This is a genomic window from Methylosinus sp. DMC45, assembly GCF_056313885.1.
The window spans coordinates 219,198-241,431 of the sequence record NZ_JBQUZK010000019.1 but is presented as its reverse complement, the minus strand read 5'-3'; the positions used below and the strand labels follow the sequence as shown (position 1 = coordinate 241,431).

The 22,234-nt window shown below is 66.5% G+C and carries 20 protein-coding genes; 6 read left to right on the top strand and 14 right to left on the bottom strand.

Features of this window, described 5'->3' with window-relative positions:
* The first annotated feature begins 99 nt into the window (after positions 1–99).
* A complete protein-coding gene (locus tag ACT53T_RS05725; protein WP_476160475.1) occupies positions 100–3,240 on the top strand; it encodes an autotransporter family protein in 3,141 nt (1,046 codons plus the stop codon).
* A 112-nt stretch (positions 3,241–3,352) separates the two neighbouring features.
* On the opposite strand, the gene purF is transcribed toward ACT53T_RS05725, so the two are convergent.
* The 5 genes from purF to ACT53T_RS05700 all read right to left on the bottom strand — a co-directional run bounded on the left by purF (position 3,353) and on the right by ACT53T_RS05700 (position 9,129).
* The gene (gene purF / locus ACT53T_RS05720; protein ID WP_476160536.1) at positions 3,353–4,813 is read right to left on the bottom strand and encodes an amidophosphoribosyltransferase; all 1,461 of its coding nucleotides are present in this window, start codon (positions 4,811–4,813) and stop codon (positions 3,353–3,355) included.
* Between the two features lie 84 nt (positions 4,814–4,897).
* Entirely contained in the window at positions 4,898–5,581 is a 684-nt protein-coding gene (locus tag ACT53T_RS05715; RefSeq protein ID WP_018266270.1) for a CvpA family protein, read from the bottom strand.
* 314 nt (positions 5,582–5,895) lie between these two features.
* The gene (locus tag ACT53T_RS05710; protein WP_108918117.1) at positions 5,896–6,171 is read right to left on the bottom strand and encodes a hypothetical protein; all 276 of its coding nucleotides are present in this window, start codon (positions 6,169–6,171) and stop codon (positions 5,896–5,898) included.
* Positions 6,172–6,548: 377 nt separating this feature from the next.
* Positions 6,549–7,967 (bottom strand): DNA repair protein RadA, encoded by a 1,419-nt coding sequence (radA, locus tag ACT53T_RS05705; protein ID WP_476160474.1) that lies wholly within the window; start codon positions 7,965–7,967, stop codon positions 6,549–6,551.
* The gene (locus ACT53T_RS05700) at positions 7,960–9,129 is read right to left on the bottom strand and encodes an MFS transporter (RefSeq protein ID WP_476160473.1); all 1,170 of its coding nucleotides are present in this window, start codon (positions 9,127–9,129) and stop codon (positions 7,960–7,962) included. The genes radA and ACT53T_RS05700 overlap by 8 nt, the downstream gene beginning before the upstream one ends.
* Between ACT53T_RS05700 and ACT53T_RS05695 the strand changes: the two genes are divergently transcribed.
* Positions 9,128–9,250, top strand: coding sequence for a hypothetical protein (locus ACT53T_RS05695; RefSeq protein ID WP_400769193.1), 123 nt, complete (start codon positions 9,128–9,130; stop codon positions 9,248–9,250). The two genes, ACT53T_RS05700 and ACT53T_RS05695, sit on opposite strands and share 2 nt — an antisense overlap.
* On the opposite strand, the gene ACT53T_RS05690 is transcribed toward ACT53T_RS05695, so the two are convergent.
* From ACT53T_RS05690 to ACT53T_RS05675, 4 genes are all read right to left on the bottom strand, one after another.
* The gene (locus tag ACT53T_RS05690; RefSeq protein WP_018266264.1) at positions 9,247–9,642 is read right to left on the bottom strand and encodes an integration host factor subunit alpha; all 396 of its coding nucleotides are present in this window, start codon (positions 9,640–9,642) and stop codon (positions 9,247–9,249) included. The two genes, ACT53T_RS05695 and ACT53T_RS05690, sit on opposite strands and share 4 nt — an antisense overlap.
* A gap of 222 nt (positions 9,643–9,864) precedes the next feature.
* A complete protein-coding gene (locus ACT53T_RS05685) occupies positions 9,865–10,854 on the bottom strand; it encodes a beta-ketoacyl-ACP synthase III (protein ID WP_476160472.1) in 990 nt (329 codons plus the stop codon).
* Entirely contained in the window at positions 10,851–11,900 is a 1,050-nt protein-coding gene (gene plsX / locus ACT53T_RS05680) for a phosphate acyltransferase PlsX (protein WP_476160471.1), read from the bottom strand. Before plsX ends, ACT53T_RS05685 begins: the two co-directional genes overlap by 4 nt.
* A 280-nt stretch (positions 11,901–12,180) precedes the next feature.
* The gene (locus ACT53T_RS05675) at positions 12,181–12,807 is read right to left on the bottom strand and encodes a YceD family protein (RefSeq protein WP_476160470.1); all 627 of its coding nucleotides are present in this window, start codon (positions 12,805–12,807) and stop codon (positions 12,181–12,183) included.
* A gap of 246 nt (positions 12,808–13,053) precedes the next feature.
* On the opposite strand from ACT53T_RS05675, the gene ACT53T_RS05670 reads away from it, so the two are divergent.
* Positions 13,054–13,515, top strand: a complete 462-nt coding sequence (locus tag ACT53T_RS05670) for an outer membrane protein assembly factor BamE (RefSeq protein WP_476160469.1) — start codon at positions 13,054–13,056, stop codon at positions 13,513–13,515.
* Positions 13,516–13,885: 370 nt separating this feature from the next.
* Positions 13,886–14,845 (top strand): transglycosylase SLT domain-containing protein, encoded by a 960-nt coding sequence (locus tag ACT53T_RS05665; protein WP_476160468.1) that lies wholly within the window; start codon positions 13,886–13,888, stop codon positions 14,843–14,845.
* Positions 14,846–14,903: 58 nt separating this feature from the next.
* Here ACT53T_RS05665 and ACT53T_RS05660 read toward each other — a convergent pair whose 3' ends face one another.
* Complete coding sequence (locus ACT53T_RS05660; protein ID WP_476160467.1) at positions 14,904–15,959, bottom strand: AraC family transcriptional regulator; 1,056 nt, start codon at positions 15,957–15,959, stop codon at positions 14,904–14,906.
* A 154-nt stretch (positions 15,960–16,113) separates the two neighbouring features.
* On the opposite strand from ACT53T_RS05660, the gene ACT53T_RS05655 reads away from it, so the two are divergent.
* Entirely contained in the window at positions 16,114–17,256 is a 1,143-nt protein-coding gene (locus ACT53T_RS05655) for a DUF3047 domain-containing protein (protein WP_476160466.1), read from the top strand.
* On the opposite strand, the gene ACT53T_RS05650 is transcribed toward ACT53T_RS05655, so the two are convergent.
* From ACT53T_RS05650 to uvrC, 4 genes are all read right to left on the bottom strand, one after another.
* Positions 17,257–17,715, bottom strand: coding sequence for a molybdenum cofactor biosynthesis protein MoaE (locus tag ACT53T_RS05650; RefSeq protein ID WP_400769175.1), 459 nt, complete (start codon positions 17,713–17,715; stop codon positions 17,257–17,259).
* 59 nt (positions 17,716–17,774) lie between these two features.
* The gene (gene moaD, locus ACT53T_RS05645; RefSeq protein WP_024880614.1) at positions 17,775–18,026 is read right to left on the bottom strand and encodes a molybdopterin converting factor subunit 1; all 252 of its coding nucleotides are present in this window, start codon (positions 18,024–18,026) and stop codon (positions 17,775–17,777) included.
* Positions 18,023–18,643, bottom strand: coding sequence for a CDP-diacylglycerol--glycerol-3-phosphate 3-phosphatidyltransferase (pgsA, locus tag ACT53T_RS05640; protein ID WP_018266255.1), 621 nt, complete (start codon positions 18,641–18,643; stop codon positions 18,023–18,025). Before pgsA ends, moaD begins: the two co-directional genes overlap by 4 nt.
* A 179-nt stretch (positions 18,644–18,822) precedes the next feature.
* Complete coding sequence (uvrC, locus tag ACT53T_RS05635) at positions 18,823–20,793, bottom strand: excinuclease ABC subunit UvrC (protein ID WP_476160465.1); 1,971 nt, start codon at positions 20,791–20,793, stop codon at positions 18,823–18,825.
* A 105-nt stretch (positions 20,794–20,898) separates the two neighbouring features.
* Here uvrC and ACT53T_RS05630 point away from each other — a divergent pair, with 105 nt between their 5' ends.
* Positions 20,899–22,233: a TAXI family TRAP transporter solute-binding subunit gene (locus ACT53T_RS05630; RefSeq protein ID WP_476160464.1), complete on the top strand. Its 1,335-nt coding sequence runs from the start codon at positions 20,899–20,901 to the stop codon at positions 22,231–22,233.
* The last annotated feature ends 1 nt before the right edge of the window (position 22,234 follow it).

Here is a 22,234-nt window from a genome sequence, read left to right as displayed (position 1 = left end):
CGCGCCGTCTCGGCCGCGATGTCATCAGGCATACACGAAGGAGCAATAGGGGCAACCGAGCGGCAAAGCTTCAGGCACTCTCCAGAGGAAGCCCCTAAAATGAAAAGACGTCTCTTGGCCTCGGCGGCTTTCGCCGGCGCCTTCGGCATTGCGCCGTCCGTCGCCATGGCGCAATCGGCGACCAATATCGCCAACGCCAATCTGCTCTCCGGCTTCAGCCTCCTGGACAACACGCCGGCCGGCGTCGCCGTGCTCAATCAAAACCTCGCCACCGCGATCGGCATCAACAATAATTCCTCCGCGGCTGTGCGGGCGCAGGCGATTTCCGACAATACGATCGCCTCGCTCGTCGGCTCGATGCAGAACGGCATGTCGGTGGCGGACGGCCTCGGCTCCAATCTTTTCGCCGTCTTCGCGACGAAGAATTCCGTCGCCGCCAATTTCACCGCGACGAGCCTCTCGACGAATTTCTCGAGCCTCTTCACCCAGATCAACACGCTGATCACGGCGGGCGACTCGGCCTTCACCAAGAATTATTTCGCCAATGGCAGCACGGACGGAAATCCGGCGCATCAGGCGGTCGGCGTGTCGCTGCCGGCCGGCGGCCAGTTCAATGTCTATGACAAGGCCTATAATCCGCTGCCCGCCAACGCCAACACGGTCGGCGACAGCCGTCCGGCGCAGGTCGCGCCCACGCAGATTCAGACCTTCGTCGCCAACGACTATTTCGGCGTCTCGACCAATTCCGCCACGGCGATCATTCCGACGCTGAAGAGCAACGCCTCCTTCCCGAGCGGCCATTCCACCTATGGCTTCACCTCGAGCCTGCTGCTCGCGATCATGGTTCCCGAGCGCTATCAGCAGCTCATCACGCGCGGCGCCGAATTCGGCAACAGCCGCATCGTGCTCGGCGCGCATTATCCGCTCGACGTCATCGGCGCGCGCATCCAGACTTATTATGATCTGGTGCAGATATTGAACGGCAATCCCGATTACGCCAATCGGACCGTGCCCGGCCTGCTCGGCGGGACCATCACCACGACCAGCAATTTTCCCGCGCTGTTCTCCGCCGCGCAGAGCGATCTTCGCACGCTGCTGAGCACATGCTCCGGCGGGATCGCCGCTTGCGCGACGACATCGGCGACCGACCGCTTCAGCAGCGTTTCGACCGACAAGGCCAATTACACCTATTGGCTGACCTATGGCCTCGCGCCCGTCGGCGCCACCAATCTGGCGCCGGTCGTTCCCGTCGGCGCGGAAGTCCTCATCGCCAGCCGCTTTCCCTATCTCACCACGGCGCAGCTGCGCGACGTGCTGGCGACGACGGAGCTCGCCTCCGGCCAGCCGCTCGACGACGGCTCGGGCTATGCGCGGCTCAATCTCTTCGCCGCGGCGGATGGCTATGGCTCCTTCGGCTCGCAAGTCTCGGTGACGATGAATACGGCGCTCGGCGGCTTCAACGCGAAGGATTCGTGGAACAACGACATTTCCGGCGCGGGCGGCCTGACGCTGAATGGAACCGGCCGTCTGACGCTCACGGGAGCGGACACTTACGCGGGCCCGACCATCGTCAATGGCGGCGTGCTGGAAGTCGCCGGCTCCATCGTCTCGGCGAGCACGGTCAATGCGGGCGGAACGCTGGCCGGCGCCGGAACGGTCGGCAATGTGACGGTGAATTCGGGCGGCACGCTCGCGCCGGGCGCCGTCGACTCCATCGGGACGCTGACCGTCAAAGGCGCGCTCGCCTTCCAGCCCGGCTCGATCTATTCGGTGCGCGCGACGCCGCTGCTCGCGGATCGCGCCAATGTCACGGGGACGGCCGCGCTCAACGGCTCGGTGAATGTGCTCGCCGGCTCCGGCCTCTATCTGCCGAGCACGTCCTACACCATCCTCAACGCCCAGGGCGGCGTTACGGGGAGCTTCTCCAGCGTCGGAACCAATCTCGCCTTTCTGACGCCGCGGCTCGGCTATGACGCGAATAATGTCTATCTGAGCTTGAACCGCAATGATCTCGCCTTCGGCGCGGTGGCGGCCACCTCCAACCAGCGCGCCGTCGCCAATGCGTTGACGGCGGCGAGCGTCGGGCCTTACGGCGCGGCGGGCGCGAGCCTGTTCAACACGCTCTATCTGCAGACGGCGCAGGGCGCGCAAGCGAGCTTCGATGCGTTGAGCGGCTCCGGCCTCGCGGGCGCGCAATCGACGGCGATCCATGTCGGCGCGCTGGCGAGCTCTGCGATCGCCGATCAGGCCGCCTTCTGGCGCTCCGGCGAGATGAGCGACGTCACCGGAATCACCTCGCGCGAGAGCGTCGCCGGCGCGCTCAATTATACCAAGCTCGAATCGCGCAAAGGCCCCATCGTCGTGAAGAGCCCCCCGGCCTTCACCCGCACTTGGCGCGCTTGGGGGGCCTTCTTCGGCGGCGCCGTGGACACCTCCTCCGACGCCGGCCTCGGAGCGCCTTCCGCCAAGGCCAATTACTACGGCGGAATCATCGGCCTCGATTATCAGATCGATCCGAACTGGCTGCTCGGCGTCGCCGCCGGCGGCAGCGCGTCCAGCTTCAGCGTCGGATCGCAGCAGACGACCGGCGACGTCGCCGCCTTCCACGGCGGCGTCTACACGAGCTATCTCTTCGGCCGCTCCTATGTCGAATTGAGCGAGACGTTCAGCGTCTTCCAAAATTCGACGACGCGCACGGCCGGCGGCTTCGGCTTCCTGCCCTATGACAAGCTCACCGCGGATTTCTCCTCGCGCGAATATCGCACGCGCGGCGAGATCGGCCATGGCTATGACATTGGCCGCGTGAAGCTGACGCCCTTCGCCGCGGCGGAGGTCGCCTTCTACGAATCCGACGCCTTTACCGAGAAGGGCCTCAATCCGGCGAGCCCGCTGGCGTTGACGAACAGGGGCCAGTCGACGACATCGCTGCCGACCTTCCTCGGCCTGCGCTTCTCCGACAGCTTCCGCCTCGACAATGGCTGGCGCGTCACGCCGACGGGCAGCGTCGCCTGGGTGCATGAGTTCTTCCCGCAGCGACGCCTCGCCAATACGCTGGTCGCGCTGCCAGGGGCGGGCTTCTCCGTCTTCGGCCCGCGCGAAGCTTATAATCTTGCGCAGATCAAGGCCGGCGCGCAGCTCTATCTCGAGGATCGCCTGGCGCTCTTCGTGGATTTCCAGGGCGAGTTTTCGGATTTGACGCGCAGCTATGGCGGCAAGGGCGGTCTGAAATACAGCTGGTGAATGATCGGCTACGCCTCCCCCGAATTTCGGGGGAGGCGGTTTGCGCGCCACAGGCGCTCATTCGCTCCGCGGATTTCAGCGAAATCGCGCGTGACGCGGCGATCTATGCGCCTCAGCTCGCCTCGGCGAGCAGCGACAGCTGCGTGCGCACGCGCTCCTCGGTCACATCGGTGAGCGTCGTCGGATAGTCGCCCGTGAAGCAATGGTCGGTGAATTGTGGCCGCACGGGATCGCGCTTGTCCTCGCCCATGGCGCGGTAGATGCCGTCGATCGAGAGAAAGGCGAGGCTGTCCGAGCCGATATATTGCCGCATCTCCTCGAGCGTATGCGTCGCGGCGAGCAGCTTCTCCTTCTGCGGCGTGTCGATGCCGTAATAATCGGGATTGGTGATCGGCGGCGAGGAGATGAGGAAATGCACCTCGCGCGCGCCGGCGTCGCGCATCATCTGCACGATCTTCACCGAAGTCGTGCCGCGCACGATCGAATCGTCGATCAGTATCACCCGCTTGCCGGCGACGACGGAGCGATTGGCGCTATGCTTCAAGCGCACGCCGATCTCGCGCACGGTCTGCGTCGGCTGAATGAAGGTGCGGCCGACATAGTGATTGCGGATGATGCCGAGCTCGAAGGGAATGCCCGACTCGCGCGCATAGCCGAGCGCCGCCGGCACGCCGGAATCGGGCACGGGCACGACGACGTCGGCCTCGATCCTCCGCTCGCGGGCGAGCTCTGCGCCCATGGCCTTGCGCACCTCATAGACGGGCCGGCCGTGGACGATGGAGTCGGGACGCGCGAAATAGATATATTCGAAGATGCAGGGACGCATCGGCTGCGACGGGAAGGGCTTGACGCTCTCCAGCCCTTCCTCCGAGATGATGACGACCTCGCCATTCTCGACGTCGCGGACGAAGCGCGCGCCGATGATGTCCAGAGCGCAGGTCTCCGAGGCGAGAATATATTTGCCGTCCAGCTCGCCGATGACGAGCGGGCGAATGCCGAGCGGATCGCGCGCGCCGATCAGCTTCTTGTTGGACAGCACCACCAGCGCATAGGCGCCCTCTATGGAGCGCAACGCCTCGATGAAGCGCTCGACCAGCCGCGTCTTGCGGCTGCGCGCCACGAGATGGAGAATCACCTCCGTGTCGGAGGTCGATTGGAAGATCGCGCCTTCCTCGATCAGATCGCGCCGCAGCGTATGGGCGTTGGTGAGATTGCCATTGTGGCCGATGGCGAAGCCGCCCGTGTTGAGCTCGGCGAACAGCGGCTGAACGTTGCGCAGGATCGTCTCGCCGGTGGTGGCGTAGCGGACATGGCCGATCGCCGAATTGCCGGGCAGGCGCTTGATCGTGCTCTCATGCGAGAAATGATCGCCGACGAGGCCGAGGCGGCGCTCCGAGTTGAAGCGCTTGCCGTCGAAGGCGACGATGCCCGCCGCCTCCTGTCCGCGATGCTGCAGGGCGTGCAGCCCGAGCGCGGTCAGAACCGTCGCCTCTGGATGATCGAATATGCCGAAGACGCCGCAATATTCGCGGAGGCGGTCGCCGTCGAGATCATCGTCGGACATGGTCGACATGGAAGGACGTTCGCCGCCGCCGCCCAGGTCAGAACCGTTCATTCGTCGCTTCTCCTCAGGCGTCGTCACGTCGACGCGTTACGCTCACCGCGCTTTTCGCCCCGAGACCAGGGCGTCGAGCTTTTGCTGGTCGTTCGAGCCATATGTGGCGACGGACGGCCGATTTGTAAGATCGCCGCGCTTTTCGGGCGCGGTCTCGGCGTCGCTCTTGCCGGCGTCGCCGTCGGACTCGGCCGGCGGCTCTTCCGCGCCGACGCCCTTCTTCGTCTTGATCTTGGCGACCAGCCCCTCGATGTCGTCGGGCAGATACTCCCGCAGCTTGTCGCCGGAGGCCTGTAGCACCGGCTTGGTGCGGGCGTTCTTGATCCACTCCGGCTGGCTCGCGTCCGGCACCAGCCAAGCATAGAACAAAAAGGCCACCACGGCGAGCAGCAAGCCGCGCGCCGCGCCGAAGAGGAAGCCCAGCGTGCGGTCCAGCGCGCCGATCTTGGAGTCGAGAATGACGTCCGAGAGCTTCACGGTGAACAAGGACACGACCACCAGCGTTGCGAAGAACACGACCGCCGCCGCCGCGAGGTTTCGTATGTTTTCCTTCGGCAGATAGGTCGCCAGATATGGCGAGACGAAGTGATACAAATAATATGCCGCGGCTGCGGCCGCCACCCAGGACAAAATGGCCAGCACCTCGCGCGTGAAGCCGCGCAGCAGCGCGAGCAGGCCCGAGACCAGCACCACTATGGTGACGGCGAGATCGAGATAGGACGGCATGTGCAAGGCCTCTCGTGTTTCGTCTTCTCTAGAGCGCGGTCGCGCGCTCTAACGTGAATCCCTTGGGTCGCGCCCGGCGCTCGGGCGGCGCTGCGAAGGCGCCGCCGAAGCTCGAGGCCGGCGCGTTCGTCGTCGCCGTCGGAATCTCGGCGCAGAGTATAAGGGAGCGGCCCAAATTCGTCACGTCCCGGCGCGGGCGGCGCCGTTTGTCCACAAGCGCGCGCGATGCGCGCTACAAACCCCGCGATTGCGGCATTTGCGAGAAGGGTGGCGCGGGAGGCGTGCGGAGGAAGCGGGGCGGCCGCCGCAGGGGCTCAGGCGGCGCGGCGAATCTCCCCCAGGGTGGAGGCTGCGATCATCAGCGCCATGCCGTGCAGGCGCGCCTCGTCGCGGCCTTGCCAGCGGCGCAGGATCACGCGGAAGAGCTCGTCCATCACGGTCTCGTCTATGGCCTCGAGCGAGCGCTCTTCTATGTTGGCGCGGCGGGCGAGCAGAACGAGATCGTTGCGGGCGTCGCGCGCCAATAGCGGCTCGCCCTCGAGCAGGCTGCGCCACATGCGGCAATGCTGCCGCCCCAGAGCGTCCCACATTTGTCGACGTCCTCGAAACCAGGCCTCATAGACACTGAATATTCGATCCGCGACTAATGGCTCACTCCAGCGGGCGATTTCTCTGCTCGTCTCCGCAAATTCCCGAGATTGCATTGGTCGGCCTCGTGGAAACTTGAAAAACGTGTGATTCGCTGAATGAAATCATTATTGCGCGTGGTTAATTTTCTGCAACCATCCCTGCGGGGCGCTGCACCGATTATTCTGCGTCTACGTCGTCATTCCTGTGATGTTTGTTGAGGGAGACAAGTAAAAACACCTATTCGTCAGGGCTGTGGCTACGTATTCTGAGTGGAGGGCAAAGAGGCGCGCGGGGCGGAGCCGGTCGTTCGGCGCGTGCGAAAAGCCTTTTTACGGCTTCAGCTCTGCCGCTGCGGGCGTCCGCGCTCGCGCGCGCCGACCGAATCTTTCGCAATGTCGGCGACCAGCGCGGCGACATGGCCGCAATGCGACAAAGCGACTCCCGACGCTTTGTCGTCTTCGCTCGTCTGCTGCGCCTGCGGCAGCACGGCGCGGCGAAAGCCGAGCTTGCCCGCCTCTTTGAGACGCGCGCCGGCGTGAATGACCGGCCGCACCGCGCCGGAGAGCGCGATCTCGCCGAAAAACAGCAGCTCCGCGGGCAGAGTGGCGCCGGTCAGCGAGGAGACGAGCGCCGCCGCCGCGGCGAGATCGGCTGCCGGCTCATCGGCGCGCAGTCCGCCGGCGACATTGAGATAGACGTCGTGCATGCCGAGCTTCAGCCCGGCATGGGCCTCCAGCACGGCGAGAATCATCGACAGCCGATTCGAATCGAAGCCGACGACGGCGCGGCGCGGCGTGCCGAGCGAGGTGGGCGCGACCAGCGCCTGAATCTCCACCAGCATGGGGCGCTGGCCTTCCATGCCGGCGAGCACGGCGGCGCCCGGAGCGGCGGCGTCGCGCCCGGCGAGAAACAGGGCGGAGGGGTTGGCGACCTCGGCGAGGCCGGCGCCGGTCATCTCGAAGACGCCGATCTCTCCGGTCGCGCCGAATCGGTTCTTGGAGGCGCGCAGCATGCGGAAGTGATGCGCGCTGTCGCCCTCGAAGGAGAGCACGGCGTCGACCATATGCTCGACGACGCGCGGGCCGGCGACCTGGCCGTCCTTGGTGACATGGCCGACGAGAATGACGGTGGAGCCGCTGAGCTTGGCGTGGCGCAGCAGCGCCTGGGCGCTGGCGCGCACCTGCGTCACCGTGCCGGGCGCCGAATCGGCCGCCTCCGTATGCATGGTCTGGATCGAATCGATGACGATCAGCGCCGCGCGCTTGCCGGCGGAGCAGGTGGCGAGAATATCCTCGACCTGCGTGGCGCCGGCGAGCTCGACCGGCGCGTCGGAAAGGCCGAGCCGCTCGGCGCGCAGCCGCACCTGCGCCGCGGCCTCCTCGCCCGAGATATAGATGACGCGCTCGCCCCGCCGCGCCAGCGCCGCGCAGGCTTGGATCAGCAGCGTCGATTTGCCGATGCCCGGCTCGCCGCCGAGCAGCGCCACCGACCCGGGCACGAAGCCGCCGCCGGTCACGCGGTCGAATTCTTCTATGCCCGTAGCGATGCGCGGGGCAGGGCTCGCGTCGCCGGCCAGCGCCTCGAGCGCGAAAGGCCGGCCGCGCCCGACCCGCGCCGTCGGACCGAAGCCGCCGCCGGCTCCGCCATTCTCCTCGACGATCGTGTTCCACTCGTTGCAGGATTCGCAGCGGCCCTGCCAGCGGTTCGTCACCGCTCCGCAACTCTGGCAGAAGAAGCTCTGGCGGGCTTTAGCCATTGCGCGCTTCGCCCTCTCCCGACATGGCCGGCAGAAGCGCCAGCGGCGCCAGAGCGGCGGCGGCGGCGCAGCCATAGGCGAAGCCTTGGCCGCTCGCCTCGGCCAGCGCGCCGAAGGCGACATTGCCGGCGATCACCGCCACGGCGTTGGCGAGGCCGAAGACGCCGAAGCCGGTGGCGCGCAAATGCGCCGGCGCGGCGCGGGCGATCAGCGCCGAAAAGGCCACTTGCGCCAGCGCAATATGCAGGCCCCAGAGCGCGATTCCGACGAAGACGAAAGAAAGCTCCCGCGAGGCGGCGAGCGCGGCCTCCGAGATCGCCAGCGTCACGCTCGCGGCGACGAGCAGACGGCGCTCGTTCCAGCGATCGACGAGCTTGCCGGCCGGATAGGCGGCGATCATGGCGACGAAGGACATCGCCACCAGCGTCAGCGGCGCGAAGGCGATGCGCAAGCCCGCGTCCGTCGCCCGCAGCACGAGAAAGGCTTCGCCCACGCGCGCGGCGGCGAGCAGGGCGCCGAATGTGAGCAGCAGCCAGAAGGCGCGCGGCAGCTCGGAAAATCCGGCGAGCAGCGCCTTGCGTCCAGTGGCGGGCGGGCGCGTCTCCTCCGGCTCGTGAACGAAGACGGCGAGAACCAGCACGCAGATCAGCGCCGGCAGGCAGGCGATCCAAAAGACGAAGCGCGTGTCGTCATGCGTCGCCAGCATCAATGCGATCGCCGCCAGCGGGCCGATGACCGCGCCGACCGTGTCGAGCGTCTGGCGCAGGCCATAGGCGGCGCCGCGCTGCTCCGGCGTGGTGACGTCGGCGATCAGCGCATCGCGCGGCGCGCCCCGCAATCCTTTGCCGACGCGGTCGAGCACGCGCGCCGCGATAACTTCCGCCGCGCCGCTGGCGAGCGGAAAGATCGGCTTCACCGCCGCGGCGAGGCCGTAGCCGAAGAGCGCCAGCCCTTTGCGGCGGCCGATCATGTCCGAGACGCGGCCGGAGACGACCTTCACAGCGAGCGCCGTCGCTTCCGCCGCGCCTTCGATCCAGCCGATCTCGGCGATGGCGACGCCGAGCGTTCCGGCGAGATAGACCGGCAGCAGCGCATGGATCATCTCGGACGAGAAATCCATGAACAGCGAGGTGACGCCCAGCGCCCAGACGGCGGTGGGCATGGACGCTCGCTCGACCGTCTGCGCAGAGTCTCTGGCTCGCTCGCTCATGGCGCGCTTCTACGTCGCCGATCGCGGCCTCGGCAAGCGAAACGATCCGGCGCCGCTCGACGAGAAGCGCTAATCCTCTGCGTCGTGACGCCCATTGATGCGTCCACGCAGCACATTGGACGCTTTGAACATCACGACGCGGCGCGCGGTGATCGGCGCCGAGGCGCCCGTCTTGGGATTGCGCCCGACGCGCTCGCCCTTGGAGCGAATATGAAAGGAGCCGAAGGAGGAGAGCTTCACGTCCTCGCCGGAGACGATGGCGTTGAAAATCTCCGACAGCACGGCTTCGACGAACTCGCCGGACTCGGCGCGCGAGAGGCCGATGCGGCGATGTACGGCGTCCGCGAGATCGGCGCGCGTCACCGTGTGATGTCCCTGTGAGGTTGGAATCTCGGAAATGACGTTTTCGTCCCGGGAAAGGTCTTCGACTGCCGGCGGGGCTTTTTCTGAAACATTTTGCGACATGATCGGCCTTATCGATTCAAAACGAAACTAACATCGTCGAGCTCGACTTCTTTTTCTGGTTTGTGACAACTCTCGCGCGAGGCGGGTTCGTCGCGGATGATCGCAACAGGGCGCCGCAGGCCCCGTTCGCGAGGAGCGAAAAACTCAATTTGATTATTTTTCAGAAACTACGACGAAAATCAAGCGCAGGTTGCAGTTTCACGACCGGGATTTCGTGGCGCCTCACCAGCGGATGAGCGCCGAACCCCAGGTGAATCCGCCGCCGACCGCTTCGAGCATCACGAGATCGTCACGCTTGATGCGTCCGTCGTCGCGCGCGACCGACAGTGCGAGGGGGATGGAGGCGGCCGAGGTGTTGCCGTGCAAATGCACTGTGGCGACGACCTTTTCCGGCGCGATTCCGAGCTTCGTCGCCGACATGTCGATGATGCGGCGATTGGCCTGATGCGGCACGAACCAGGAGAGGTCCGTCGCCGTGAAACCCGTCGCCGCAAAGGCGTCCGTAACGACATCCGTTACCATGCCGACGGCGAAGCGGAAGACTTCTTTGCCTTCCATGCGCAAATGCCCGACCGTTCCGGTCGAGGAGGGGCCGCCGTCGACATGCAGTTTCGCGCGATGGCGTCCGTCCGAGCGCAAATGCGTCGTCAATATGCCGCGCTCTGCGAGCGAGCCTTCGCTCTCGCGCGCCTCGAGCACAACGGCGCCGGCGCCGTCGCCGAACAGCACGCAGGTCGTGCGATCGGTCCAGTCGAGAATGCGCGAGAACGTCTCTGCGCCGATCACCAGCGCGCGCTTATGCGAGCCGGAGCGAAGAAACTTCTCCGCCGTCGTCAGCGCATAGACGAAACCCGAGCATACCGCCTGAAGATCGAAGGCGGCGCCGTGCGTCATGCCGAGCGCGGCCTGAATCTGCGTCGCCGTCGAAGGAAAAGTATAGTCGGGCGTCGATGTGCCGACGATGACGAGATCGATATCCTCCGGGCCGAGGCCGGCGTCGGCCAGCGCGGCGCGCGCCGCTTTCTCGCCGAGCATGGAGGTCGTCTCGCCGGGCGCGGCGATGTGACGCTCCTTTATGCCGGTGCGCTGCGTGATCCATTCGTCGCTGGTGTCGACCTTGGCGGCGAGCTCCTCATTGGTGAGGATGCGGCTCGGCAGATAGCTGCCGAGGCCGACGACGACAGAGCGCAGAGGGCGCTGGATAAGAGTCACTGAGCGGCTTCCTGGTCGTCGCGGCGGCTCGAGGCCAGCATGTCGCGGATCTTGGAGAGCAGGCCTTGATGCGCCATCTCATAGCCGATCTCGACCGCGCGGGCGAAGGCCAGCGCATCGGCGCCGCCATGGCTCTTGATGACGATCCCCTCGAGGCCGAGAAACACGCCGCCATTGATGTTGCGAACGTCGATCTTGTCGCGCAGCTCGCGAAAGGCGCCGCGCGCCAAGAGATAGCCGAGCTTGGCGAGCCAGCTGCGGCCGATCGCCTCGCGCAGATAATTGGTGATCTGAGTCGCCGTGCCTTCGGCGGTCTTCAGCGCGATATTGCCGGAGAAGCCCTCCACTACCACCACGTCGACGACGCCCTTGCCGATCTCATCGCCCTCGACGAAGCCGTGATAGTCGAGATCGGGAAGCTCGGCCTCCTTCAGCAGGCGCGAGGCGGTCTTGACCTCCTCGACGCCTTTGATCTCCTCGACGCCGACATTGAGCAGGCCGACGCTCGGCCGTTCTATGTCGAAGAGCGAGCGCGCCATAGCTACGCCCATGACGGCGAGATCGACGAGATGACGCGCGTCCGCGCCGATGGAGGCGCCGACGTCGAGCACAATGGAATAGCCGCGCGCCGTCGGCGCCGGCCACAGGCAGGCGAGCGCGGGACGCTCGATCTTGGCCATTGTGCGTAGGCAGACCTTGGCCATGGCCATCAGCGCGCCCGTGTTGCCGGCGGAGATGGCGACATCGGCCTCGCCCTTCTTCACCGCCTCGATCGCCTGCCACATGGAGGAGACGCGGCGGCCGGAGCGCAGCGCCTGGCTCGGCTTGTCGTCCATGCGGACGGCGACATCGCAGTGACGGACGGTCGCGACATGGGCGAGGCGCGGATGCGCGGCCAGCTCGGCGCGAATCTGCCCTTCGTCGCCGAACAGCAGAAAGCTGCTGTCGGGATGACGATCGTGAGCGATGGCGGCGCCGGCGATGGTGACTTTCGGACCATGATCGCCGCCCATGGCGTCCAACGCTATGCGAATGGGCTGCGCCATTCTGCCTCGTCTCCCGAACTGAATACGAATTGCGAATGTCCGCGCGGCCCGCAACGCTCCGCCCCACGGGTCCGCCGAACGCGCGAAAGATGCGGCGAAGCGGAGCCGCTGAGGCCCGCTCTTGCCCTCGGCTCCTCGCGATTTCTCGTCGTGGATCGGGCGCGCCGCCGGCCCAAGGCGCCAGCGGGTGACGAATTGCCATTTGCGCGGCGCCAGCGCAAGAGCAATTCCTGCCGCCGCTCTCGCTTCCCGCGTGCGGGCCGGTCCCGGCGGGGCGCGTTCAGCTTCGGCGACCCTTGCCGAGCGCGTCGCGCAGGCCGGCGAAGGGCGAGACTTTCGCCGGCGGCTTTTCTTCCTCCTCACTCTCTTCCAGCGGAGCGAAGCGCGCGCCGGGCTTGCGCGGATAGGGGTCGAGCGCCAGCGCGAGAAATTCCGCGACGATGGCGCCGAGATCGATTCGCCCGCCGATGAGCGGATCGGGCGCGTCCTCGTCGAGATCGGCGATGTGCCGGCTCGCTCTCGGCTCCTTTTGCTCCTCCGGCTCGGCCTCGCGCCGGCGGCGCGACATGCGTTCCGTCGGGGGCGGGGCGGCGGGGGCGGCCTCCGGCGCGAAGGACACGTCTATGGGCTCCACGACGCGGGCGTCGAACTCCTCGAGCGTCACCACACAGGTCTGGCGAAGATCGGCGGTGAGCTCGCCGGCGACGCGCAGGCCGCCGCGGCCCGCGCGCGTCACTTTCAGCTTCGCCTCGAGGCTTCTCAGCGCGACGAGATCGTCCGTTTCGGCGAGGGCCGCGCGCTCGGAGGCGTCGGCGGAGATGGTCAGCTCCAGCCCGTCCTCGGGAACGTCCGTGGCGGCGAGCGGGCGCGAGAACGGGGTTTCGGGCAATTGCAGATCGTCGCTCATTCGCCGCTCCTTCTTCTCGGACGTCGCCGCTTCGGCCGACAATATGAAATATAGATGGGCGCCGCGCCCATTGGTCGAAGCTTCGCCATTTTCCGGCCATTGATACGGTCGAAGAGGCCCCGACGCCAGCCCGAGCGTCGCGCCGGAGGCGTCGCTGCTTGCTTTCGTGAAGAGCGAGAGTTAGGCAAGCTCGAACATTGTCGCGACAGAGGTCGGCCTCGGGAGAGGCGCAGCGCGGAGAGAAAAATGCGGTCTCGGGTTTCGCTCGTCGTCGTCTCGCGGCAGGCCCGCCGCCTCGCCGCCCTCGCTCTGCTGGCGGCGCCGCTCGCCGGGTGCCTCGGCTATGACGGCGTCATCAATCGCGGCGCCGTCATCGACGAGCGCAAGGCCGCGCAGGTGAAGGTCGGCTTGCCGGCCCCGCAAGTGCTGGCTCTGCTCGGCACGCCGTCGACGACATCGACGATCGGCGGCGACGCCTGGTACTATTTCAGCCAGCGCATAGAGCGCGAGCTGGCCTTCCTGCCGCCCGAGGTCGCCGACCAGCACATTCTCGCCGTCTATTTCGACAAGTCGAAAAAGGTCCAGCGCATCGCCGATTATGGGCTGAAGGACGGCAAGGTCGTCGATTTCATCAGCCGCACGACGCCCACGGCCGGGGCCGAGTTCAATTTCGTGCGCAATATGCTGGCGAAGCTGACCAGCTTCTGACGATTTGGAAAAAATCTTAGCTTTTTCAATCAGAAGCGTGGCTGTGTCGATTCGGCGCAAATGTGGCGGGCGAATCGGCCCGCCGGCTCCGTACGTAGCCGATCGCTTCATTTTTAAGGGCTTGTGGGAAATGCGGAGCCCCGCCCGAATGTGACGCGCGCGTGACGCGCGCAGTCGATTTTTCGCCCCTCGCGGTTGCTAGCCTCTGTCTCGTCCAAACAACAGCGAGGAATGAAACAGAGTGTCTTTCGAAGCGATAGCTCCTGCCGTTCGCGGCGAAGCGTCGGCGCCGAAATGGTCGCGCTTTCTGCCCGTGCTCAACCGCGCAGACGCGGACCGCCCCCTCGCGGGGGCCGACGGATCCGTTCACATGCTCCTTCGCGCTTTCGCCATAGCGACGGCTCTCGCCTTCGCCCTGGTTGCGGCGCTGCTGTCCATGCCGGATGGATGGGGCCGGTTCAGACTGTCCGAGGCGTCGCGAGCCGGGGCGCAGAGCCGACGGGCGCCGCCGCCCTTGTTCTTTCTGACCAATCGCGGCCTCACCGATCAGCCTCTCGACGCCGACGCCGCCGAGGCCATGGGCGAGGCGGTGAAAGCGTGGTCCGGCGCCGCCGACCTCGCCAATGAGGCGCAGGCGAGCCTCTCCGGCGCTCCGGCTGTGCTGCAGTTCGGCCCCGTGCGCGTCGCCCGCGCCATTGTCGAGCATGTGGTGCAGGCGGCCAAGACCACGGGCTCCGATCCGGCCATGCTGATGGCGATCGCCGACAAGGAGTCGAGCTTCGCGCCCAAGGCCAAGGCCAGCACCTCCTCGGCGAGCGGGCTGTTCCAGTTCATCGATTCGACTTGGCTGAAGGCCGTGCGCATGTTCGGCCGCAGCTATGGCCAGGAGGCCGCGGCGGAGGCGATCGACGGCGACTATCGCGTCGCGCCGCAGAAGCGCTCCGAGATTCTGGCCATGCGCAATGATCCGTATCTTTCCGCGGTCTTCGCCGCCGAGATGCTGAAGCATGACGGCGAGCGCATCGCCGAGCGCCTCGGCCGTCCGCTGACCGTGGGCGAGACCTATCTCATCCACTTCCTGGGGCCGGACGACGCCGCGCGCTTCATGGCGAAGGTGGAGGAGGCGCCGAACACGCCGGCCGCCAAGCTGCTGCCGCGGCCCGCCCGCGCCAATAAGCCGATCTTCTTCGCCCGCGAGGGCAAGAAGATGAAGCCGAAGTCGGTGAGCGAGGTTCACCAGGCCTTCGAGGCGATGATGGGCCAGCGCTCCAATCGCTACAAGGGCGTGGAGCAGCAGCTGCCGGGCGGGGCGCTCGCCTATACGGAGTGAGCTTCTTTCGCGGAAAATGAGAAAGGCGGCCCCAGTGGCCGTCTTTTTCGTTTCTCGCCTATCGATCCGCCGTTCTCGCCAATTCGCGCCAGCGGCTGGGTGCGAGGCCGCTCCATTGCTCGAAGGCGCGGGAAAAATGCGCCGGATCGCTATAGCCGAGCCGGGCGGCGATCTCGGTGATCGATAGGTCTGATCGGCGCAGCAGACGAATCGCGCGGCGCTGCAGCGTATCGCGCAGGAGATCGGCGTAGCTGAGTCCGAGATCGCCGAGCCGTCGCTGGAGCGTGCGCTTCGACAGCCCGGCCCGCCGCACGACGGTTTCGAGCGTCGGACGGCCGCCGAGCAGCTCCAGCTCGATGAGCACGCCGATCTTGCCGGGAAGATCGTCCCGCGCCGGAATGTCGAAGATGCAGGCGATCTCCTCGGCGCCGAGTCCATCGCCTTCGCTCAGTCGCGGATTGACCGTCATCAGCAGTCGCTGATCGAAGACGATCGAGCCCGGGCCGTCGCAGAGCACGATGTCGGCGCCCATCTGCTCGCCGATCGATCGTCGCGCGCTCGCCGGCAGGCCGCCGAACATCACGCGGCGCGGCAGCCAGCGCGCGCCGGCGAAATGCCGCACGAGGGCGATCATATACCAGACGGCCAGCATCTCGTTCTGCGGCCGGCCCTCGGTCGCGGGGTCGTCCAGCTCATAGGACCAGACGACCTCCTCGCCCTGCCGTCGCAGGACCAGCCGCGTCGCGCTCTGCAGCATATGCGGCAGGCTCGTTCCGGCGCGATGGATGGCTTCGAGCAGAGTCGGCGCCAGCGTCACCCATTTGCCATAGACGCCGAGGCCGGCGATCGACGTCCTGCGGCCGAGGCGGGCGGCGAAGGCCTCGTCGGCCAGCTCGCGGGAGGAGGCGGCGAGCAGGCGGAAATGATCGCGCAGCGGCAGCAGCGTGTCCGGCGATTCGAGCAGGCCGAGCGGCAGCTCCGCGCGGCGAAACACGCGCTCGATCGAGCCGCCAGTGGCCCCGACGACCTCGGCGATCGGCCCCAGCGTGCTCGCGCGTGTGTAGCCCGTTTGTCGCATCTGCCCTCGCGCGCCATCGAACGGCGTTTTCGGCATGTCCTGGCAAGCGTCGCCCGCGGCCGGACGATAGCATTCCCTATCGGCTCACAAAGGCCGATCCATCGGGGGATTTGCCCGAATTCGGGGAGGATTTTTGGACATGTGCCTCTATTGTCTCGGACGCGCGTCGGCTGGATTGTCTCGGCGCGAGATGTTGCAGATGGGCGCGCTGGGCGCCGCTCTGCCTTTCATCGCTCCGGCCGCAATGGCCGAGAGCGCGGATCTCGAGCGTGACGCTTTCAAACGCGACATGGCGGCGCTTATTGCGCGCGCCCATTCGGGCGAGCTCGTTTCCTATCGTGTGTTCGAGATCGATGGCGATGATCTGCCCTGGATCGACCTCCGCCTCACGGCGGCCAAGGGCCAGCAGGTCAGCTTTCTCGTCACCGGCCGCATGTGGATCGCTCGGCCCTATGACCTCTGGTTCGCGCCGGGCCTCGTCTTTCATGCCCGCACGCGCGGCAAGCGGCCGATCTACAGCCCCGGCGTCGATACGGGCACAATGACCGCCGCCCATGACGGCCCGCTGGAGATCGCCCGCTCCGCCGCGCAATTCGCCGATGCGGACGGCAGGCTGTGGACGCCCGAGGCGGAATATCGCAAGCAGGAGGTGAAAATCCTCGGCGTCGCGCTGCTGTGGAAGGGCGATGCGGCTCGGGGTCTCGAGAGCCTCGCCGCACATGGCGACGTCGACGGGCTGCTGGCGGCCGAGATCGCCAGGCTGAAACGCGGCCGCAAATTGCCGGATGGCTGGAACGATCTCTTCAGTCTCGGCGGCGGCGCGGAAATCTTCGCACGCGAGGCGAATGGCGAGATCGTCTGCGAGAGCGCCGGCTCCGCTTCCATCATCGAGCGCCCGTTGCCGATCCCTTTCGCCACTGGACCCAAGTTCGGCTGGCGCTGGAAAATCGACCAGCTTCCTTCGGCGAAGCCGGAGGATGCGCCGCCCTTTCACGACTATCTCTCGATCGGCGTGAAATTCGAGGACGGGCAGGACCTCACTTATTTCTGGAGCGCCGGTCTGCCGACCGGAAAAGTCTTCCGGTGTCCGCTCGCCGGCTGGAGCGCGGTCGAGACTCATATGGTCGTCGATTCGGGCGCCGCGGGGCTCGGAGAGTGGCGGGCGCTGGAGCGCGACGTCGCCGCCGATTACGCCGCCCATATCGGCGGGCCGGCCAAGGCGATCAGCCATATTTGGCTGCTGGCGATCACGCCCTTCCAGCGTCGTCGCGGCGCCTGCCGTTACGCCGACATTCGCGTCGCGACGGCGGACGGGGCGGTGACGAGGCTCTAGCTACTTGTTCCAGCGTTCGGCGGCGGCGTCGTCCTTGGCCTTGGCCTCGACCCAGTCGCCGACGCCGCCGTCGGCGCGATGCTCCTTCTTCCAGAAGGGCGCTCTGGTCTTCAGATAGTCCATCAGAAACTCCGCCGCGGCGAAGGCCTCGCCGCGATGGCGCGCGGCCGTGATGACGAGCACGATTCGCTCGCCCGGCAGAATGCGCCCATGGCGGTGGATGATCGTGAGCGCCGAGAGCGGCCAGCGGGCGAGCGCCTCCTCGGCGACGCGGGCGATCTCCTCCTCGGCCATGCCGGGATAATGCTCGAGCTCCAGCGCCGCGAGCGCGCCGTCCTCGTCTCGGCAGAGGCCGGTGAAGGAGACGATCGCGCCGATGTCGCGGCGGCCGTCCTCGATCAGCGCGGCTTCATGGCCGGGATCGAAGGGAGCGGATTGGATGCGGATGGTGGGGGTCATGATCGAGCAGCGAGTAGCGAGTAGCGAGTAGACCTATTCGCTACTCGCTACTCGCCCCCTTATCCTCCGGTCATCGGCGGGAAAAAGGCGATCTCCCGCGCTCCGGCGATGGGCGTCTCATGGCGCACATGGGCCTTGTCGATCGCCGTGCGAATGACGGCGGCGTTCTCGAAAGCCAGAGCATAGGCTTCGTCGCGCGACTTCAGCCAGGCGATGAGCTCGCCGACGGTCGCCACCTCCGGGGGAGGGGAGAGCTCCTCCTCGGCGCGGCCGATTCGCTCGCGCACCCAGGCGAAATAGAGAGCCTTCATCGCGCCTCGTCCGTTCCGAAATGCGCCCAGCCGGCTCTCATATAGTCATAGCCGGTGTAGAGCGTCAGCAGCGCGGCGATCCACAGCAGCACGCTGCCGATATTGACCGTGCCGGGCAGCACCAGCTCGCCGGCGCGGCCGGCGATGAAGAAGCCGAGCGCGAAGAGCTGCAGCGTCGTCTTCCATTTGGCGATGGCGCTGACCGGCAGCGGCACTTTCAGCTCTGCGAGATATTCGCGCAGGCCGGAGACCAGAATCTCGCGGCAGAGAATGATGAGCGCAGCCCAGATCGTCGGCCCGGAAATGGTCTGGTCGGCGACCACCATCAGCAGAGTGGCGGCGACGAGCAGCTTGTCGGCTATGGGGTCGAGCATGGCGCCGAGCGACGATTGCTGCGCCCAGGCGCGGGCGAGATAGCCGTCGAAGAAATCGGTGATGCCGGCGGCGGTGAAGACGCCGAGCGCCGTCCAGCGCATCCAATGCTCGTCGGGCCATTGCAGGAGTCCCGCGACCACGGGCACGGCGACGAGCCGGCCGTAGGTCAGAATATTGGGCAGGGAGAGCGCGCGCCCGCGGCGCGGCGGAATGGCCGTCGATGTCATGCCGCGAAGGAACATGGCGAGCGCCTCCCTTGTCAATAGAAGAGACGGGCTCCTCGCCGCCGCCGCGCGCCTCCGTCGCCGGTCCGATCTCCTGCGCAGCGGCGGGAAGCTTCGGCAAAACCGGCATTTTGCCGCTCGGTCAGCGCCGACGAGACCGTCGCCGAGCCGCGCACAAATTTTAGACGCTCGCCGTCTCAGCCGCCGCGCTGGAAATGGTCGAAGACGAGCCGCGCCGTCGCCTTGTTCACGCCCGGCACATTCTCGAGGTCGCAGAGCGCGGCGCCGGCCACCGCCTTGGCGGTGCCGAAGGCGAGCAGCAGCGCCCTTTTGCGCGCCGGCCCCACGCCCGCGATCTCGTCCAGCGGGTTCTTGGCGAATTCCTTCTTGCGCCGCGCCCGATGCGTGCCGATGGCGAATCGATGCGCCTCGTCGCGCAGGCGCTGGACGAAATAGAGCGCAGGATCATGCGGCGGCAGGCGGAAGGGCTCGCGCCCCTCGACGAAAAACATCTCGCGGCCGGCGTTGCGGTCGGCGCCCTTGGCGATGGAGGCGATGGTCACGCCCTCGAGGCCGATCTCCGCCGCCACGGCGCGCGCGGCGTCGAATTGTCCGCGGCCGCCGTCGATGATCACGAGATCGGGCTTCGACGGAAAAGCGTCCGGCGCCTCTTCCTCCGGCTTTTCTGCGTCCTTCGCGATTCGGGCGAAGCGGCGCGCCAGCACCTCCCGCATCATGGCGTAATCGTCGCCGGGCGTGATCTCGGCGCTCTTTATGTTGAAGGTGCGATAATGCGTCTTCATGAAGCCGGTCGGCCCGGCGACGATCATCGCGCCTATGGCCTGCTGGCCGCCCGTATGGGAATTGTCATAGACCTCGACGCGGCGCGGGGGCTTCTCCATGCCGAACATTTCTCCGAGGGCGACCAGCAGCTTCTCCTGGCTGGCGTCCTCGGTGAGCTTGCGCGTCAGCGTCTGCTTGGCGTTGGTTTGCGCATGCTCGACCAGCTCGCGCTTCTCGCCGCGCTGCGGCGTCGCGATCTCCACCTTGCGGCCGAGCTTGTCCGACAGCGCCTCCGTCAACAGCTCGCGATCCTCGATCGCATGGGAGAGCAGCACCAAAGGCGCCGGCGGATGCTCGCCGTAGAATTGCGCGAGGAAGGAGCCGAGCACTTCCTCCTCCGACAGGCTCTGATCGGCGCGCGGGAAATAGGCGCGATCGCCCCAATTCTGAAAAGCGCGGAAGAAAAACGCCTCGATGCAGAAGCGCCCCGCCTCCTTGGCGATGGCGACGACGTCGGCCTCCTCGACGCTGCGCGGATTGACCCCTTGCGTGCCTTGAATGAGCGACAGCGCGGAGATGCGGTCGCGCAGCCGCGCGGCGCGCTCGAATTCCAGGCGCTCCGCCGCCGCAGTCATCTCCGTGGCGAGCTGCTCGCGCACGGAGCGGCTCTTGCCGGTCAGAAAGTCATGCGCCTCCTGCACCAGCACGGAATAATCCGCGATCGAGATCTCGCCCGTGCAAGGGCCGGCGCAGCGCTTGATCTGATAGAGCAGGCAGGGCCGCGTGCGATTCTCGTAGAACGAATCGGTGCAGGAGCGCAGCAGAAACGCCCGTTGCAGCGCATTGAGCGCGCGTCCCACCGCGCCGGCGTTGGCGAAGGGGCCGAAATAATCGCCCTTGCGCGAGCGCGCGCCGCGATGCTTGGCGATCTGCGGCGCCTCGTGATCGCGCGCGATGAGAATATAGGGAAAGCTCTTGTCGTCGCGCATCAGCACGTTGAAGCGCGGCTTCATCTGCTTGATGAGATTGGTCTCGAGCAGCAGCGCCTCGGTCTCGGTCTCGACCGAGATGAACATCATCGAGGCGGTGGCCGAGATCATCCGCGCGATGCGGTTCACATGGCCGGCGAGGCGCGTGTAGCTCGCTATGCGCTTGCGGACATTCTTGGCCTTGCCGACATAGAGAACCTCGCCATTCTCGGCGATCATGCGATAGACGCCGGGCCCGTTGGGCGCGTTCTTCCAATAGGATTTGATGACCGAGACGCCGCGCTTGACGCTCTCCGGCGTGTCGGCCGCGAGCTCGGGCGGAGCGGCGCCTTCGGCCTCCTCCGCGAGGTCCTCTTCCTCATCGAGGGTTTCGGGAAGGTCGGGCGTATCGCTCATGCGGCGAGATTTATGCCCGGCGCGCGCGATTGGGAAGAGCGCATGACGAGGCCGTGGGCTGTGGCGCGCGCCGGCCTATTTCTCCTCGCATAGGGAGGAGGCCCCATGCCCAAAGGCCATGCGCCGCGCCTGATCTTCTGGGTCGCGATTCTGCTGTTCGCACTCGCGGCGGCGCTGTCGCTCTTTTATTACCTGTCGCCGCGGGCGACCTTGCGCATCACCACCGGCCCGGCGACGTCGCCGGCCCAGCGCGCCATCTCCACCTTCATTCATGTCGTGTCCGGGACGCATCCTTTCCTCCGCGTGGAGGAGGTCCCGGTCGCCGATCTCGAGGCCAGCTCCAAGGCGCTCGAGGACCGCAAGGTCAATCTCGCCATTGTGCGCACCGATGTCGCGGCGCCCTCCAATGGCCAGACCATCGCCATTCTGCGCCGCGACGTGGTGGCGATCGTGCTGCCGCACGGCTCGCCGATCAAGGACGCCGCCGGCCTCGCCCGCAAGACCATCGCCGTGCCGGAGGGCGCGCTGCAGACGGAAAATCAGCATGCGCTCGATGAAATCCTCGCCTATTTCGACGTTCCGGCGGCGAGCGTGAAGCGCCTCGTCCTGCCGCTCGGCGAGATCGGCCCGGCCCTGCGCGCAGGCCGCGCGGCGGCGGCGCTGGCGGTGGGGCCGATCGGGCCGGGGCAGGCGGTCGATGTCGTCGCCTCCATCGCCAAGGCGATGAAGAGCCCGCCCCAGCTCCTGGCGATGGATCAGGCGGACGCGCTGGTGAAGCGATTTCCGGGCTTCGAATCTGTGGATATCCCCGAAGGCGCCTTCAAGGCGCATCCGCCCGTGCCCGACGATACGGTGAAGGGCCTCGCCGTCACCTATCGGCTGGTCGCGCCTTTCTCTATGCTGAATGTCGTCGCCGGGGCGATCGGCCGCTCCATTTTCAAGACCAAGGCCAAGCTCGCTGCCCTGTCGCCGGGCGGCGCGCAGATCGAGGCTCCCGATCTTGAGTCGCAGAATCCGCTGCTGCCGGTCCATCCCGGCGTCGCCGCCTATCTCGCGAGCGGCGATCAGAGCTTTTTCGATTCGCTCCAGCAATATTTCTACATTATCGGCATTCCGCTGAGCCTTTTGGGCTCGCTCGTCGCCGTGCTGCTCGGCCTATGGAACAATCGGCGGCTCGCGCAGGATCAAAATCGCGTTTTTCGCCTGCTGACCCTCGCAGACGAGGCGCTGACCGCCGACAGCGCCGGCCTCGAGCGAATCGAGGCGGAGTTTCGCGCGCTCGTCGCCGATTGCGTCAACAAGCTCGCGGATGGCGAGACCGCGGCGGATCAATATCCCGTGTCCTCGCTGGCCATAGACCATGCGCGGCGCTCGATCGAATGGCGGAAGACCCAGCTCCGCGCGACGCCGGAAGCCTTGCAGTCGACACGAATTGCGTAAT